This is a genomic window from Clavibacter sp. (assembly GCF_014802555.1).
Taxonomy (GTDB): Bacteria; Actinomycetota; Actinomycetes; order Actinomycetales; family Microbacteriaceae; genus Clavibacter; species Clavibacter sepedonicus.
This window is the reverse complement of record NZ_JAAVCB010000153.1, coordinates 1-13907: the sequence shown is the minus strand read 5'-3', so window position 1 is coordinate 13907 and position 13907 is coordinate 1. Positions and strand designations below refer to the sequence as shown.

General features: G+C 74.2%; 17 protein-coding genes. 10 read left to right on the top strand and 7 right to left on the bottom strand.

Going from position 1 to position 13907, the window contains the following annotated elements:
- Window positions 1–35 precede the first annotated feature (35 nt).
- From HDR73_RS16480 to HDR73_RS16460, 5 genes are all read right to left on the bottom strand, one after another.
- Window positions 36–1049: a LacI family DNA-binding transcriptional regulator gene (locus HDR73_RS16480; protein ID WP_012298246.1), complete on the bottom strand. Its 1014-nt coding sequence runs from the start codon at window positions 1047–1049 to the stop codon at window positions 36–38.
- Between the two features lie 62 nt (window positions 1050–1111).
- Entirely contained in the window at window positions 1112–1834 is a 723-nt protein-coding gene (locus HDR73_RS16475; RefSeq protein WP_012298247.1) for a Pr6Pr family membrane protein, read from the bottom strand.
- Window positions 1835–1884: 50 nt separating this feature from the next.
- A complete protein-coding gene (locus HDR73_RS16470; protein ID WP_041464382.1) occupies window positions 1885–3084 on the bottom strand; it encodes a glycosyltransferase family 4 protein in 1200 nt (399 codons plus the stop codon).
- Window positions 3085–3223: 139 nt separating this feature from the next.
- On the bottom strand, window positions 3224–3835 hold the full coding sequence (locus HDR73_RS16465; RefSeq protein ID WP_012298249.1) for a YdcF family protein: 612 nt from the start codon (window positions 3833–3835) through the stop codon (window positions 3224–3226).
- A 9-nt stretch (window positions 3836–3844) separates the two neighbouring features.
- Complete coding sequence (locus HDR73_RS16460; protein ID WP_223842725.1) at window positions 3845–3985, bottom strand: DUF4287 domain-containing protein; 141 nt, start codon at window positions 3983–3985, stop codon at window positions 3845–3847.
- Window positions 3986–4171: 186 nt separating this feature from the next.
- Here HDR73_RS16460 and HDR73_RS16455 point away from each other — a divergent pair, with 186 nt between their 5' ends.
- Genes HDR73_RS16455 through HDR73_RS16440 form a run of 4 tightly spaced genes read left to right on the top strand, consistent with a single transcriptional unit; the run spans window position 4172 to window position 6167 of the window.
- Window positions 4172–4711 carry a fluoride efflux transporter FluC gene (locus tag HDR73_RS16455; protein WP_012298251.1) on the top strand — a complete coding sequence of 180 codons (540 nt, stop codon included), beginning with the start codon at window positions 4172–4174 and terminating at the stop codon, window positions 4709–4711.
- On the top strand, window positions 4708–5088 hold the full coding sequence (locus HDR73_RS16450) for a fluoride efflux transporter FluC (protein ID WP_012298252.1): 381 nt from the start codon (window positions 4708–4710) through the stop codon (window positions 5086–5088). The genes HDR73_RS16455 and HDR73_RS16450 overlap by 4 nt, the downstream gene beginning before the upstream one ends.
- A complete protein-coding gene (locus HDR73_RS16445) occupies window positions 5085–5564 on the top strand; it encodes a GNAT family N-acetyltransferase (protein WP_012298253.1) in 480 nt (159 codons plus the stop codon). The genes HDR73_RS16450 and HDR73_RS16445 overlap by 4 nt, the downstream gene beginning before the upstream one ends.
- A 9-nt stretch (window positions 5565–5573) precedes the next feature.
- Entirely contained in the window at window positions 5574–6167 is a 594-nt protein-coding gene (locus HDR73_RS16440; protein WP_012298254.1) for an NUDIX hydrolase, read from the top strand.
- A gap of 13 nt (window positions 6168–6180) precedes the next feature.
- Here the strand turns inward: HDR73_RS16440 and HDR73_RS16435 are convergent, their stop codons facing one another.
- On the bottom strand, window positions 6181–7188 hold the full coding sequence (locus HDR73_RS16435) for a D-alanine--D-alanine ligase family protein (protein ID WP_012298255.1): 1008 nt from the start codon (window positions 7186–7188) through the stop codon (window positions 6181–6183).
- Window positions 7189–7368: 180 nt separating this feature from the next.
- On the opposite strand from HDR73_RS16435, the gene HDR73_RS16430 reads away from it, so the two are divergent.
- On the top strand, window positions 7369–7893 hold the full coding sequence (locus HDR73_RS16430; protein ID WP_012298256.1) for a hypothetical protein: 525 nt from the start codon (window positions 7369–7371) through the stop codon (window positions 7891–7893).
- Window positions 7894–7987: 94 nt separating this feature from the next.
- On the opposite strand, the gene HDR73_RS16425 is transcribed toward HDR73_RS16430, so the two are convergent.
- On the bottom strand, window positions 7988–8572 hold the full coding sequence (locus HDR73_RS16425; protein WP_012298257.1) for a dihydrofolate reductase family protein: 585 nt from the start codon (window positions 8570–8572) through the stop codon (window positions 7988–7990).
- A 205-nt stretch (window positions 8573–8777) separates the two neighbouring features.
- Here HDR73_RS16425 and HDR73_RS16420 point away from each other — a divergent pair, with 205 nt between their 5' ends.
- From HDR73_RS16420 to HDR73_RS16400, 5 genes are all read left to right on the top strand, one after another.
- Entirely contained in the window at window positions 8778–10016 is a 1239-nt protein-coding gene (locus HDR73_RS16420; RefSeq protein WP_041464383.1) for a sugar ABC transporter substrate-binding protein, read from the top strand.
- Window positions 10016–11005 (top strand): carbohydrate ABC transporter permease, encoded by a 990-nt coding sequence (locus HDR73_RS16415; RefSeq protein ID WP_041464384.1) that lies wholly within the window; start codon window positions 10016–10018, stop codon window positions 11003–11005. The genes HDR73_RS16420 and HDR73_RS16415 overlap by 1 nt, the downstream gene beginning before the upstream one ends.
- Window positions 10998–11879, top strand: a complete 882-nt coding sequence (locus HDR73_RS16410; RefSeq protein WP_012298260.1) for a carbohydrate ABC transporter permease — start codon at window positions 10998–11000, stop codon at window positions 11877–11879. The genes HDR73_RS16415 and HDR73_RS16410 overlap by 8 nt, the downstream gene beginning before the upstream one ends.
- A 79-nt stretch (window positions 11880–11958) precedes the next feature.
- Entirely contained in the window at window positions 11959–12729 is a 771-nt protein-coding gene (locus HDR73_RS16405; protein ID WP_012298261.1) for a ThuA domain-containing protein, read from the top strand.
- A partial coding sequence (locus tag HDR73_RS16400) for a Gfo/Idh/MocA family protein (protein WP_287136490.1) occupies window positions 12726–13907 on the top strand: 1182 nt, incomplete at its 3' end. The genes HDR73_RS16405 and HDR73_RS16400, both read left to right, overlap by 4 nt.

Here is a 13907-nt window from a genome sequence, read left to right as displayed (position 1 = left end):
CGGAGCGTCGGCCGCCCGGCCCGGTCTCCCGCGGATCAGCGGGCGGCCGGCGCCGGCCCGGTCGACGCCGCCTCGTGCAGCCGGCACGGCAGCAGCGCGTGCGGCAGCTCCGTCGCCGTGCCGTCGAGCCGCGCCAGCAGCATCTCCACCGCGAGGCGGCCGAGCTCGGGTCCGGGCGCGTCCATGGTGCTGAGGGCCGGCTCGACGAGCGCGCCCATCTCGGTGGACGACGCGAGCGACAGGAGCGAGACGTCCTCCGGCACGCGCCGCCCCGCGTGGTCGAGCCCCGAGATGAGGCCGCGCGCCGCCGGGTCGTTGAGGAGCATGACCGCCGTGATCCCCGGATCCGCCGCCAGCAGCTCGCCCGCCGCCGCGCGTCCCCCCACCGGCGTCGGTGCGCACCGGGCGACCGCGCCGCCGATCCCGCGGGCCGCCGTCTCCCGGAGGAACGCCCGCTCGGTGCGCGTCGTCGGGCCGTACCCGCGCAGCGGCCCGCCCTCCAGGTCCTCCACCATGAGCCCGAACCGCCGATGCCCGAGGCCCTGCAGGTGGTCGAGGCCGTCGGCGACCGTGCGCTCGAAGTCCATGTCGACGAAGGGCAGGTCGTGCGTGTCGGCCGTGCGCCCGATGGAGACGTACGGCACGTCGAGCGCCGCCAGCTCCCGGATGCGCGAGTCGTCCATGCGCACCTCCATCACGATGACGCCGTCGACGAGCCGGCCGCTCACCAGGTCGGACACGTCGTCCGGCGACGTGCCCGTGGGCCAGAGCACGAGGTGGTACCCGAGCTCGGACGCGCGCGTGGCCGCGCTCATGAAGATCTCGAGGGCGATGCGGCTGAGGCGCTGCACGTCGGCCGGGAACAGCAGCGCGACGATCCGGGTGCGCTTGCTCGCGAGCGCGCGGGCCACGACGTTGTTGCGGTAGCCGAGCTCTTGCATCGCCTCGGTGACGGCCCGCCGGGTCGGCTCGGAGACGGCCTTGGTGCCGTTGACGACGAAGGAGACCGTGGCGATCGAGACCCCCGCGCGCGCGGCGACCTCTCGCATGGTCGGGATGGCGGCTCCTCGCGGTCGGGCGGCGCCGGGCGGGGCATCGGGTCGGCGCGTGCTCAGTGTATGGCGGGGGCCCCGGCGCGATGCGGGTCAGTCGGGGCGCGGAACCGCGAGACGAGGACGAGCGCGCCCGTGATCGCGCAGACCGCGAGCGTGAGGCCGACCACGTACGCGGCGACCGTGCCGTACCCGCCGGGCGACGAGTCCGGGTTCAGGAACCCGTACGGGTAGTAGGTGGCGGTCCGGAAGACCTCGTCGCCGGTGAACGGGCCGCGGGCGAGCGTGACGGCGATCCACGCGAGGGGGAACGCGATGACGCGGCCGATGGCGCCCGCGCGGAGCGGTCGGCGGTCGGGCGCGAGTATCCAGTCGAGCAGCATGATCAGGGGCACGGCCACGTGCACGATCTGGTCGGCCCAGTCGAGCTTCAGCGGTTCCGGCTGGGGCTGGCCGCGGAGCAGCAGGTTCCAGACGATGCCGGTGATGACGAGGTACACGGTGGACGCGAGCCGCAGCGTGACCCAGCCGACCCCCGGATCCGTCACGCGGCCCCGCGCGAGCCGGACGCCGCCGACGACCAGCACGACCGCGCCGAGCAGGTTCGCGTCGACGGTGAAGAAGAGGGCGAAGTCGAGCGACTTGCCGGCGAAGCCGGTGATGCCGAGGTCCTGCCAGTACGCGTAGTTCACGTGGTACTGGGCGATGACGCCGATGACGGCGGCGATCGCGGTGGCGATGCGGACGACGGAGAAGAGGATGCGCACGGATGAGGTTCCCACGTTCTCGCCCCCGCCGGCGCCGGGCGTCCCGGGTCGCGTGTCCGGGCGGCTCACGCCGAGGCCGATCCGCGTCGGGCGCCTACCACGCGACGGCACGCCTCCTCGACGCTCCGGGCGTGCGCGGCGGGGGCGACCTCGGACGCGAGGCTCCTGGCATCGCGGGCGTGCGCGTCGAGGAGGCGCCGGTCGGCGGCCAGCCGGAGGATCACCGTCGCCAGCCCCTCCGCGTCCGTGCCGTCCGCCAGCACCGCCGCCCCGCCGAACTCCGCGGCGAGGACGGGGTCGCTGACGAGCGCCGGGCGCCCTTCCGCGAAGGCCTCCATGGCGATCATCGGCTGGTTGTCGAAGCCGAGCGACGTGATCACCGCCGCGTGCGCCCCGCGGAGGAGCGCGGTCACGGTGGCGGTCGACACACGGCCATGCGCGGTGACGCCGGGCGGGACGGCGGCGCGCGGCCGTCCGCCCGCGAGGTCGAGGTGCACGGCATCCGGTCCGCTCCGCTCGGCGACCAGCGCCATCGCCTCGAGCATCACGTCGAGGCGCTTCTCGGGCGCGAACCGGGCCGCCCAGACGAGCCGCAGCGCGCCGCTCGCGGGGAGCTCGGCGGACGCTCCGCGCGCGGTGCAGCTCGTGTTGGAGATCACCTCGACGGCGGGCAGGCCCGCGCGCCGGAGGGCGACGGCCTGGTGCTCGGAGGGGGAGAGCACGAGGTCGGCCGCGCGGCAGGCAGCGAGGGTCGTGCCGCGGAGGGCGCTGTCGAGGCGGCGCGGGGCCAGCCGCACGCGCGGATCCGGCAGCCCGGTCATCGCGCGGTGCACGGCAGTGACCGCGGGCGCGAGGAACCCGCCCCAGGCCGGGCCGCGCAGGAAGAAGGTGTGCACGGTGTGCAGGGTCGGGATCCCCCGCTCGCGCCCGAGCCGGAGCGCCGTCGCCGCCAGCCCGTGCTCGGAGTGCGTGACGACGAGGTCGGTGCCGGCCTCGTCCATCAGCGCGCCGAGGTCGCGTCGGGTGGCGGCGTCGGCGCGGATGAGCGGCAGGCCGAGGAGCGGGACGGGGAAGGTGGGCGCGATGTCGTGCAGGGCGACGCCCGTGCCGTGCAGCTCGCGCACGGAGGTCGCGTCGGGTGCCGCGACGGTGACCGCGTGGCCCGCGCGCGCGAGCGCGAGCGCCTGCTGGACGACGGCCGTCTGGGCCCCACCGAGGTAGGAGAAGGCGTAGTCCATGACGAGGAGGGGGCGGAGCGTGTTCATTGCGGCTGACGCTAACCCGCCGCGAGGAGAAGCGGAGGCCGCCTGGGGAGACGCGACCGGTTCGGGATGATCCGCGCGCGCGGGCGGTGGATCCGGTAGGGCGGCGTGCTGCGCGTCGGCCGGCGTCGCCGGGCCGGGCTCAGGCGGAGCGCACCCGCCGCAGCAGCGCGACGGCGATGGCGAGCGGCTTCATCCACGTCATCTCGCCGAAGCGGTAGTCGTCGGCGCTCGCGAGCCGGTCGGCGAGGTCGGGGCGCGCGGCGCGCAGGTAGCCGCGCGCCTCCTCCGCGTGCACGGGGTCGGAGACGATGCGGATCGTGTCGGCGTCCTCGATCAGCGGGATCGCGTTCGCGACGTTCTCGCGCGTGCTCGTGCTCGCCTCCTCGAGGACGACCGGGCCCGCGTAGCCGAGCTCGTCGCGGGCGAAGCGGGCGAGGATCCGGGCCTCGGGCTCGTCGCCCATCACGGATCCGCCGCAGAGCACGAGCGCGGTCGACGCGGCCCGCGGGTCGATCGAGCGCAGGGCCGCGCGCACCCGGTAGCGGTTGATCCGGTTGGCGCGCGGGCTGGCGTTGCCTAAGCCGAGGACGACGACGACCTCCCGGCCCACGGTGCCGTCGGGACGGCCCGGCGCGCGACCGAGGCCGCGCGTGCTGGCGAGCCGGTGGATCCCCTCGCTCGCGAGGACCGCGGCGCCGACCGCGGCGAGGAGCGCGACCCCGGTGGCGACGAGGGTCCGGCGGGTGCGCATGCGCCCAGGTTACGGGCGCGCGATGCGGGACGGGCGGGCCCGTCCTCGGACGGAGCGCGCCGCCTTCACGAACGCGACGACCGCATCGGCGTGCCCGTGCCCGAGGCCGTGCTCCACCTTCAGCCACGCGACGATGCCGTGCGCGTCCATGCGGCGACGCCGCCGGCGGCGCGGCCGTGACCAGGGCGGGCCGTGGTTCAATGGTCCGGCCTCCGTGAGGAGGGGCCTCCCGCGGGAGGCACGGCGGTGGGGCTCGCCGTACCCGAACCTCGACATCCTCGTCGACGACAGTCCCTGTCTCACGGCACCGCCATGCCATCCGAGATGGGAGACCCCATGACCGATCACCCGCAGCCCGACCCCGGCGCGCCCCTCAGCGGCGTGCCCTTCGACGGCGCGCCCCTCGACAGCGACGTCGAGGTGGACGACGATCCGGGCCGCCCGGTCCACCTGCGCTGGTCGTCCCTCGGGCTCGTCGCGCTCGGCGGCGCCGTCGGCACGGGGATCCGCGAGGCGCTCGCCCTCACCTGGCCCGCGCCAGCAGGGGGCATCCCGGTGACGATCCTCCTCATCAACGTGGTCGGCGCCTTCGTCCTCGGCGCGCTGCTGGAGGCGCTCGCCCGCCGCGGGCCCGACGAGGGCCGGCGCCGCGCGATCCGGCTGCTCGTGGGCACGGGCGTGCTCGGCGGCTTCACCACCTACAGCTCGCTCGCGACCGACGCGTCGTCGCTCACCGGATCCGCGCTCGGCACGGCGCTCGCCTACGCGGGGATCACGCTCGTGGCGGGCGCCGCGGCATCCGTCGCCGGGATCGCCGCGGGTGCCGCGATCCACCGCCGGTCGGCCGCCGGCCGCGCGACGGGGGCAGCGTCGTGACCGGCCCGTTCGTGTTCGCGCTGATCTGCGTGGCCGGCGGCGTCGGAGCCGCCCTCCGCCTGCTGCTCGACGGCGTCATCCGCGGCCGCCTCGGCGCGGCGTACCCGTGGGGCACCACCGTCATCAACGTCACCGGCTCGTTCGGGCTCGGCCTGCTCACGGGCGCCGCCGCGCAGGCGGGCCTCCCGCACGCGGTGCTGCTCATCCTCGGCGGCGGCCTCATGGGCGGCTACACGACCTTCAGCACCGCCAGCCTCGAGACCGTGCGGCTCGCGCAGGCCGGCCGGGTCGGTGCGGCGGTCGCGAACGGCGTCGGGATGCTCGTCGTCTGCATCGCGGCGGCGGGCCTCGGGATCGCGCTGGGCCAGGCGCTGTGACGGCCCTGTCGCCCGTCGCCTCCGCCGCGGACGTCGAGGCGCTGCACGCCTTCCTCGCGGCGGCGGACCTCACCGTCACGGGGCTCGACGACCCGGGCGTGCGGCTCTGGATCCAGCGCGACGCGGCCGGCCGCATCACCGGCAGCACGGGCTTCGAGCTCAGCGCGGACGGGCGGCACGCGCTGATCCGCAGCGTCGCGGTCGCGCCCTCCCTGCGGTCCGGGGGCCTCGGCTCGACGCTCGCCCGGCACGCGCTCGCCGAGGCGACCGCGGCCGGTGCCGAGCGCGCGTGGCTGTTCTCGCGGAGATCCGGTCCGTTCTGGCAGGGCCTCGGCTTCGCGGAGGCGGACCGCGACGCGCTGGCCGCCGCGCTGCCGGGCGCCCGCCAGGTCGTCGCGTTCCGCGCGAGCGGCCAGCTGGCGCGCGAGGTCGCGTGGTCACGGGCGCTGGGGGCGACCGCGTCGGGCGCGGCCTAGGCTCGCGGGATGAGCAGCGCGGACGCCCAGCCCGAACCCGAGCGCACCTGGACCACGACCGGCCGCCGCGACCTGCACCGCGGACGCGTCGTCCTGGTCGAGCACGACGTGCAGCTGCCCGACGGATCCGCGTCGCGCTACGAAGTCGACGAGAGCGTGCCGTTCGCGGTCGCCACGCTCGTGATCGACGGCGACGCCGTGATCCTGTCGCGCCAGTACCGGCACCCGCTCGGCCGGTGGATCCTCGACCTCCCCGGCGGTGCGGGCGACGCCTCCGAGCAGCCCGCCGACGCCGCCCGCCGCGAGCTCGAGGAGGAGCTCGGCCTCGTCGCGCCCGACCTCGTGCCGCTGCGCACCTACGCCGTGAACCCCGGCCGCGCGTCCTGGCTCGTGCACGTCTTCGCCTGCACGACGCCGACCACCGCGGGCGTCGCCGACCGCTCCGACCCGTCCGAGCAGGTGCGCCTCGTCCGCATGCCCGTCGCGGAGCTCGACGCGCTCATCGCCGCGGGCCGCATCGAGGACCCGACCCTGCTGATCGCCCGCGCGGCCGCCGCCGAGCAGGGGCTGCTGCCGCCGGTCGGGCAGGTCGCGTCGCGCTGACCGCCCCGCGTCGTCAGCCCGCGCGCCCCCGCAGCACGACCCGCGCGATCCGCTCGCACAGCTCGGCGTAGCCGATGCCGACCGCCGCCGCCGACTGCGGCAGGAGGCTCGTCGCGGTGAGGCCGGGGAGGCTGTTGGCCTCGATGATCCAGAGGATGCCCGCGTCATCGAGGCGGAAGTCGGAGCGGCTGTAGCCGTCGAGCCGGAGGATCCGGTGGGCCGCCAGGGCCGCGGCCCGCGCCTCCTCCGCCACCTCGCTCGGCAGGTCGGCCGGGAACGTCTCCGCGATCGCCCCGGCCTGGTACTTCGCGGCGTAGGTGAACGCCTCGTCCACGGGCACGCCGATCTCGCCGACCGCGAGCGCCTCGCCGTCGAGCACGCCGACCGTCAGCTCGCGGCCGCGCACGAAGCGCTCGACCATCACCGTGCCGTGCCGTGCGGCGAGCTCCAGCGCGGCGGGCAGGTCCGCGGCGGCGCGCACCACGGAGAGCCCGACGGTGGATCCCTGGCCGGTCGGCTTCACGACCACCGGGAACCCGAGGGCGGCCTCGACCGCGCCGGGCTCGGGGTCGATCAGCCAGTCGGGCGTGCGGACGCCGCCGGCGCGCAGCAGCGTCTTGGCGACGTCCTTGTCCATCGCGAGGGCGCTGCCGAGGGAGCCGGATCCCGTGAACGGGATGCCCGCCAGCTCGAGGAGCGCCTGCAGGCGGCCGTCCTCGCCGGATCCGCCGTGCAGCGCGAGGAACACGAGGTCGCTGTCGCGGAGGTCGGCCGGGAGGCGCAGCACCGCGCCGGATCCGCCCGCGCTCGCGGTGGCCAGCTCCGCCGACGTCGGCGGGTGCAGGCCGACGTCGGGGGTGAGGATCCGCGCCTCGGCGGCGGCGTCCAGCGCACCGTGCGCGGTGTCGACCGCGACCACCTCGTGCCCGAGCTGCCGGAGGGCCGGGACGACCTGCGCGGCGCTCGCGATGGAGACGTCGCGCTCCTCGCTCTCGCCGCCGAAGAGCACTGAGATCCGCATCCCGCGACCCTATCGGCGGGGCGCCCGCGCCCGGCGGCGGACCCGCGGCCGGCACGCCCCTGCGCCATCCGTCGCTCTCTTCACCAGACGTTCGTCTGCCGGAGGGATCCGGGCACGGCTCTGCCCCTACCGTCGTCCCGCGGGTCGCCGCCCGCATCCCCCACCCGATCGGAAGACCCCGTGCACGTCCGCACCACCGCTTCCCGTCCGCGCCGCACCCGCGTGGCGCTCGCCGCCCTCGCCATCGCGGGATCCGCCCTCGCCGGCGTCGGCACCGCGCCCGCTGCGCAGGCGTCCGCGGCCCCCGTCGCCGCCCCGGCGGGCGCCGCCACGACCGCCACGGTCGCCCCCGCCGGCGACCCGGTCGCCGCATCCGACCGCTACGTGCGACGCCAGACCGTGCACTTCTCCGCGCACATGCAGCGGTACGGCGACGTCGTCGTGTCGATCCTCATCCAGGGGCCGAACCCCGGCAACGGCGTGCCCGGCTGGTCGCGCTGCGTCGACCTGCCCCAGTCCGGCCTGCCCATCTGGACCGACATCGGCGTCGACCTGCTCGCGAACTCGCGCTACACGGTCTCCTCGTACAGCGACTTCGCCTGCTCGCGCGGCGCGAACTACCGCTGGACGACGGGCACGGTCGACACCCGCTGGACGCACTGGATCGTGTACCCGATCCGCTCCCCGCACGTGACCCTGCGCTAGGTCGCCCACCGCATCCCCGCATCCCCGCCTCGACGCCCCCGGCACGCGCCGGGGGCGTCGTCGCGTCCACCGACCGCCGGGCGTCCCGCGCGGCTCAGTCGCCGGTGCGCCGCGCGTAGGTGAGCACCGCGTTGCCCGCGCTCGTGATCTCGGAGCGCCGCAGCTCGAGCCGCGTGGTCGGGTCGTCGGGCTCGAACAGGCGGCGCCCGGCGCCCGCGACGACCGGGTGGATCATGAGGGTCAGCTCGTCGAGCAGCCCCGCGAACAGCAGCGCGCGCGTGAGCGAGATGCTCGACAGCACGGCGATCTCGCCGCCCTCCGTCTCCTTCAGCCGGGCGATCGCCGCGAGCGCGTCGCCCTCGATGCGCGTGGCGTTCCACCCCAGGTCGCCCGTGAGGGTGCGCGTGGCGACCAGCTTCTCGAGCGGGTTGACGAACGCGGCGAACGGGTCGTCGGCGGGCGCGGCCGGCCAGTGCGCCGACCAGTCCTCGTAGCCGCGGCGGCCCATCACGGCGGTGGTGACCGACGAGATCATGCGGCCGAGGCCGGCGCCGAGCTCGGGGTCGAACGAGTCGTACTGGAACAGGTGCGGCGACTCCACCACGCCGTCGACGGACGTGAACAGGCCTGCGGTGAGTCGTCGCACGTGCTCCTCCTCGAGTTCGGGTGTGGTCGCCATGATCCGCCCCGCCGCTGGCGGCGTCCACCCGGAGGGGCTCGGGAGCGCGGGAACTTTCTGGTTAACCGCTTTACACGAGTCCCGAAGCGGTGTTAGCGTCGCCGCCATCGGGATAGCGACGATGCCACCCGGATGCGTGCGAGCTGGCGGATCACGGCGTCGTCGAGCCCCGGATCCACCGCCACCTCAAGGAAGAGACCACGCGATGTCCCCTCGATCCACCGCCCGCCGCCGCCTCGTCGGCGCCGCCGCCCTCGCGGCCACCGTCCCCCTCGTGCTCGCCGGCTGCTCCGGCGGCGGGGGAGGCGGATCCTCGTCCGGCGGGGATCCGAAGACGATCACCGTCACCGACTACTACAACGAGGGCAACGACGACACCGTCATCGGCGACACCCTCCAGAAGTGCGGCGAGTCCCTCGGCGTCACCATCGAGCGCACGTCGATCCCCGGCTCGAGCCTCATCCAGAAGGTGCTGCAGCAGGCGTCGTCGCGCACCCTGCCGGACGTGCTCATGCTCGACAACCCCGACCTCCAGCAGATCGCCGCGACCGGCGCGCTCGCCCCGCTCGAGGACTTCGGCATCTCCACCGACGGCTACGCGAAGGGCGTCGTCGACGCCGGCACCTACGAGGGCAAGACGTACGGCCTCGCGCCCACCGTCAACACGATCGCGCTCTTCTACAACACGCAGATGCTGGCCGACGCGGGGATCCAGCCGCCCACCACGTGGGACGAGCTGAAGACCGCGGCCGCCGCGCTCAAGGACGGCGACCGCTACGGCATCGCGATGGACGCCAACGCCACCTACGAGGGCACCTGGCAGTTCCTGCCCTTCATGTGGTCGAACGGCGGTGACGAGAAGGACATCGCGACCCCTGAGACCGCGGAGGCGCTGCAGCTCTGGACCGACCTCGTGAAGGACGGCTCGGCGTCCCAGAGCGTCGTCAACTGGACCCAGTCCGACGTCAACGACCAGTTCATGGCCGGCAAGACGGCGATGATGATCAACGGCCCGTGGCAGATCCCGGCGCTCACCGAGTCGGGCGTCGACTACGGCATCGCGAAGCTCCCGGCGCCCGAGGCCGGCGGCACCGCCGTCGCCCCGCTCGGCGGCGAGGTGTGGACCGTGCCGCAGACGGGCGACAAGGCGAAGCAGCAGACGGCCGCGAAGGTCGTCGAGTGCCTCAACTCCGACGAGAACCAGCTCGAGATGGCGACCAAGCGCTTCACCATCCCGTCGAAGACCGCCGTCGCCACCGAGTTCGGCCAGCAGGTGCCGGAGGAGCAGGTGTTCGTCGACCTCGTCGCCGACGCCCGCGCCCGCACCGGCGAGCTCGGCGCGGAGTGGCCGAAGGCCGCCACGAAGATCTACACGGCCGTGCAGTCGGCGCTCACCGGCCAGTCGTCGCCGGAGGACGCGCTGGAGAACGCCGAGCAGGGCTGATGGCGACGACCGTCGTCCCCGCCCGCCCGACCGCGCAGGCCGCCGGGCGGGCCCGGGGCGCCGTGGATCCGGCCGTGGCGCGCGGCCCCGTGCGCCGTCGACCCCGCTTCCGGGGGGAGCGCTTCTTCCAGGCGATGTTCCTGGTGCCGGCGATCGCCTACCTCGTGCTCTTCTTCGGGTTCCCGGTCGTAAAGAACATCGTCATGAGCTTCCAGGAGTACACGACGACGACCTTCTACACGGGCGAGGCGCCGTGGGTCGGCTTCGCGAACTACGCGTCGGTGCTCTCGTCGGGGATCTTCTCCACGGCGCTGCTCAACACGTTCCTGTTCACGGCCGGGTCGATCGCCGGCCAGTTCGTCATCGGGCTCGTGCTGGCGCTGTTCTTCCGCCGGTCCTTCCCGCTCAACGGCCTGCTGCGGGCGCTGCTGCTCCTGCCGTGGCTGCTGCCCCTCATCGTCTCGAGCGCGGTGTGGAAGTGGATCCTCGACCAGGACTCGGGCGTGCTCAACCAGGCGCTCCTCGGCTCGGGGCTCGTGCAGGACCCGGTTCCATGGCTCACCAGCCCGGCCTTCGCGCTCATCACGGTGATCGCCGTGAACGTGTGGATCGGGATCCCGTTCAACACGACGATCCTCTACGGCGGCCTGCAGGACATCCCGCCGGAGCTGTACGAGGCCGGGTCCCTCGACGGGGCCACCGGCTGGAAGGGCTTCCGCCACATCACCTGGCCGCTGCTGCGACCCGTGGTGGGCGTGGTGCTCGTGCTCGGCGTCGTCTACACGATCAAGGTGCTCGACATCATCCTCGGCCTCACGAACGGCGGGCCCGCGAACTCGACGCAGACCATCGCGACGCAGTCGTACACGCTCTCGTTCCAGCAGTTCGACTTCGGGTCGGGCGCCGCCCTGAGCAACATCCTCATCGCCATCTCGGCGGTGTTCGCGGTGGTCTACCTCCGCGCCAACAGGAAGGCCGTCGATGACTGACACCGCCGCCCGTGCCGCCCGTGCCGCCCGTCCTGCCCTGCCGCGGCCCGTGGGCTCGCGGAAGCCGCGCGCGGACCGCAGCTGGGTCTCCACGGTGATCGGCGTCGTGATCCTCGCCGTGATGCTGTTCCCCGTCTACTGGATGGTCAACATCTCGCTGCAGCCCGCCGGCCCCGCCATCCAGGCGGCCTGGTTCCCGTTCGAGGCGCAGTTCCAGGGCTACGCGACCGCGCTCTCGGAGCAGGGGCGGGCGCTCGGCACGAGCCTGGTGATCGCGCTCGGCAGCGTGGTGCTGAGCCTCGCGATCGCGACCCCGGCGGCGTACGCGCTCGCGCAGTTCCGCTTCCGGTGGATCGACGTGGTGCTGTTCGGGATCCTCATCTCGCAGATGATCCCGGGCATCGTCGTCGCCAACGCGCTCTACGCGGCGTACAACGACCTGGGGCTGCTCAACTCGATCCCGGGCCTGATCCTCGCGGACTCCACCGCGGGCATCCCGTTCGCGATCCTCATCATGCGGGCGTTCATGGCGGGCATCCCGCCGTCGATCATCGAGGCCGCGAAGGTCGACGGCGCCGGGAACTTCCGGGCCTTCCGCTCGATCGTCCTGCCCGTGAGCCTCAACGCCGTGATCACGGCCGGGCTCTTCACGTTCCTCTTCACCTGGAGCGACTTCCTGTTCGCGCTGACTCTCACGACGACCGACGACGTGCGCCCCATCACGCTCGGGATCTACCAGTACATCGGCACGTACACCGCCGACTGGAGCACGGTGATGGCGACGGCGGTGCTCGCCTCGCTGCCGGCGATCATCCTGCTCCTCGCGGCGCAGCGCTTCATCGCGGCAGGGGCGACGGGCGGCGCGGTCAAGTGATCCGGCTCCCGCACGCCCGCGCCCCCGACGGCCCTCCCGCCGCCTCCGACACCCGCACCACCCCATCAGAAGGAAGACCATGACCGACCCGACCTCCCCGCTCCGCGTCACCGTCTGGGGCGAGAACCGCCACGAGCAGATCGAGCAGCACGTCCGCGACCGCTACCCGACCGGGATGCACGGCGCCGTCGCCGAGGGCGTGCAGGAGAACCTGCCCGACGCGCACGTCGAGATCGCGACCATGGACCAGCCCGAGCACGGCCTCACCGAGGAGCTGCTCGCCCGCACCGACGTCCTCACCTGGTGGGGCCACGCGGCCCACGCCGAGGTGGACGACCAGGTCGTCGAGCGGGTGCACCGCCACGTGCTCGACGGCATGGGCCTCATCGTGCTGCACTCCGGGCACTGGTCGAAGATCTTCACGAAGCTCATGGGCACGACCTGCACCCTCCGCTGGCGCAGCGAGCACGACCGCGAGCTGGTGTGGACCGTGAACCCGCAGCACCCCATCACCCGCGGCGTCCCCAACCCCATCGTCATCGACGAGCAGGAGATGTACGGCGAGTACTTCGACGTTCCCACGCCCGACGAGCTCGTCTTCATTTCGGGCTTCACGGGCGGCGAGGTGTTCCGCAGCGGCATGACCTACCGCCGCGGCTTCGGCCGGATCTTCTTCTTCTCGCCCGGCGACCAGGACTTCCCCGTGTACCACCACCCGGACGTGCGCCGCGTGATCGCGAACGCCTGCGAGTGGGCGCGGCCCGACCGCCGCGAGACGCCCACGCTGCTGCGCTACGAGCTCGGCGAGTACTACGACGGCACCGACTACGCCGGGGCGCTCGAGCGATGACGGCCGGTGACGCGCGCACGGGCCCGGCTCACCGGATCGTCGCGCCCGCCGACGGCGCGCGCCTGCGGGTCGTGCAGGTCGGCGCGGGCGGCATGGGGCAGGCGTGGCTGAAGACCATCGCGGAGGATCCCGACGTCGAGCTCGTGGGCGTCGTCGACCTCGACGAGCAGGCGGCCCGCGCGGGTGCCGCGGCGCACGGGGCATCCGCGGAGGCGTCCACCGACCTCGGTCAGCTGATCGCGCGGCTGCGGCCCGACGCGGTGATCGACGTCACCATCCCGCGCGCGCACCACCCCGTCACCACGCAGGCGCTGTTCGCCGGGATCCCGGTGCTCGGCGAGAAGCCCGTCGCGCTCACGGTCGCCGAGGGGCTGTCGCTCGCGGCGGCCGCGGAGATCACGGGCGAGCTGTTCATGGTCAGCCAGTCGCGCCGCTACAACGACCACCTCGTCGCCCTGAAGCGGCGGGCGGCCGACCTCGGCGGCGTCGGCATCGTCACGACGGAGTTCTTCAAGGCCCCGCACTTCGGCGGGTTCCGCGAGGAGATGGACGACGTGCTGCTGCTCGACATGGCGGTGCACCAGTTCGACGCCGTGCGGTACCTGCTCGACGCGGATCCCGTGAGCGTCTACTGCGAGTCGTACAACCCCGCGTGGAGCTGGTACCGCGGCGACGCGGGCGCCACCGTGGTCTTCGCGTTCGAGGGCGGCGTGCGCTACGTCTACACGGGCAGCTGGTGCAGCCCGGGCGCGGAGACGTCGTGGAACGGATCCTGGCGGGTGAGCGGCGCCCACGGCACCGCGCTGTGGGACGGCGACCACGACCCGACGAGCGAGATCGCGGACGCGCCCGACGGCCCGCCCGCGGAGCCCGCGGCCGCCGGGTCGGTGGGGGTCGAGATCGCCGGATCGCTGCGCGCCTTCGTGCGCGCGCTGCGCACGGGGGAGCGGCCGCACGGCGAGGTGCACGGCAACGTGATGAGCCTCGCGATGGTGGAGGCCGCGATCGAGTCGAAGGACACGGGCCGGCGGCTCGCGATCGACGACGTGCTCGAGCGCGCGTACGCGACCGCGCTCGCCGACGAGCGGCGCGACGACGTGCGCGCCCGGCTCGAGGCGTGGCGCGAGCGGGGCGTGCGGGAGACGCTCCAGGGGCCGCCGGCGTCCGCGGGTGCCGCG

Bases quoted from the DNA above. Each gene is read 5' to 3' on its own strand.
- HDR73_RS16480 (WP_012298246.1), bottom strand. From the start codon at position 1,049: ATGCGAGAGGTCGCCGCGCGCGCGGGGGTCTCGATCGCCACGGTCTCC.
- HDR73_RS16470 (WP_041464382.1), bottom strand. From the start codon at position 3,084: ATGAACACGCTCCGCCCCCTCCTCGTCATGGACTACGCCTTCTCCTAC.
- HDR73_RS16465 (WP_012298249.1), bottom strand. From the start codon at position 3,835: ATGCGCACCCGCCGGACCCTCGTCGCCACCGGGGTCGCGCTCCTCGCC.
- HDR73_RS16460 (WP_223842725.1), bottom strand. From the start codon at position 3,985: ATGGACGCGCACGGCATCGTCGCGTGGCTGAAGGTGGAGCACGGCCTC.
- HDR73_RS16455 (WP_012298251.1), top strand. From the start codon at position 4,172: ATGACCGATCACCCGCAGCCCGACCCCGGCGCGCCCCTCAGCGGCGTG.
- HDR73_RS16440 (WP_012298254.1), top strand. From the start codon at position 5,574: ATGAGCAGCGCGGACGCCCAGCCCGAACCCGAGCGCACCTGGACCACG.
- HDR73_RS16435 (WP_012298255.1), bottom strand. From the start codon at position 7,188: ATGCGGATCTCAGTGCTCTTCGGCGGCGAGAGCGAGGAGCGCGACGTC.
- HDR73_RS16425 (WP_012298257.1), bottom strand. From the start codon at position 8,572: ATGGCGACCACACCCGAACTCGAGGAGGAGCACGTGCGACGACTCACC.
- HDR73_RS16420 (WP_041464383.1), top strand. From the start codon at position 8,778: ATGTCCCCTCGATCCACCGCCCGCCGCCGCCTCGTCGGCGCCGCCGCC.
- HDR73_RS16415 (WP_041464384.1), top strand. From the start codon at position 10,016: ATGGCGACGACCGTCGTCCCCGCCCGCCCGACCGCGCAGGCCGCCGGG.
- HDR73_RS16410 (WP_012298260.1), top strand. From the start codon at position 10,998: ATGACTGACACCGCCGCCCGTGCCGCCCGTGCCGCCCGTCCTGCCCTG.
- HDR73_RS16405 (WP_012298261.1), top strand. From the start codon at position 11,959: ATGACCGACCCGACCTCCCCGCTCCGCGTCACCGTCTGGGGCGAGAAC.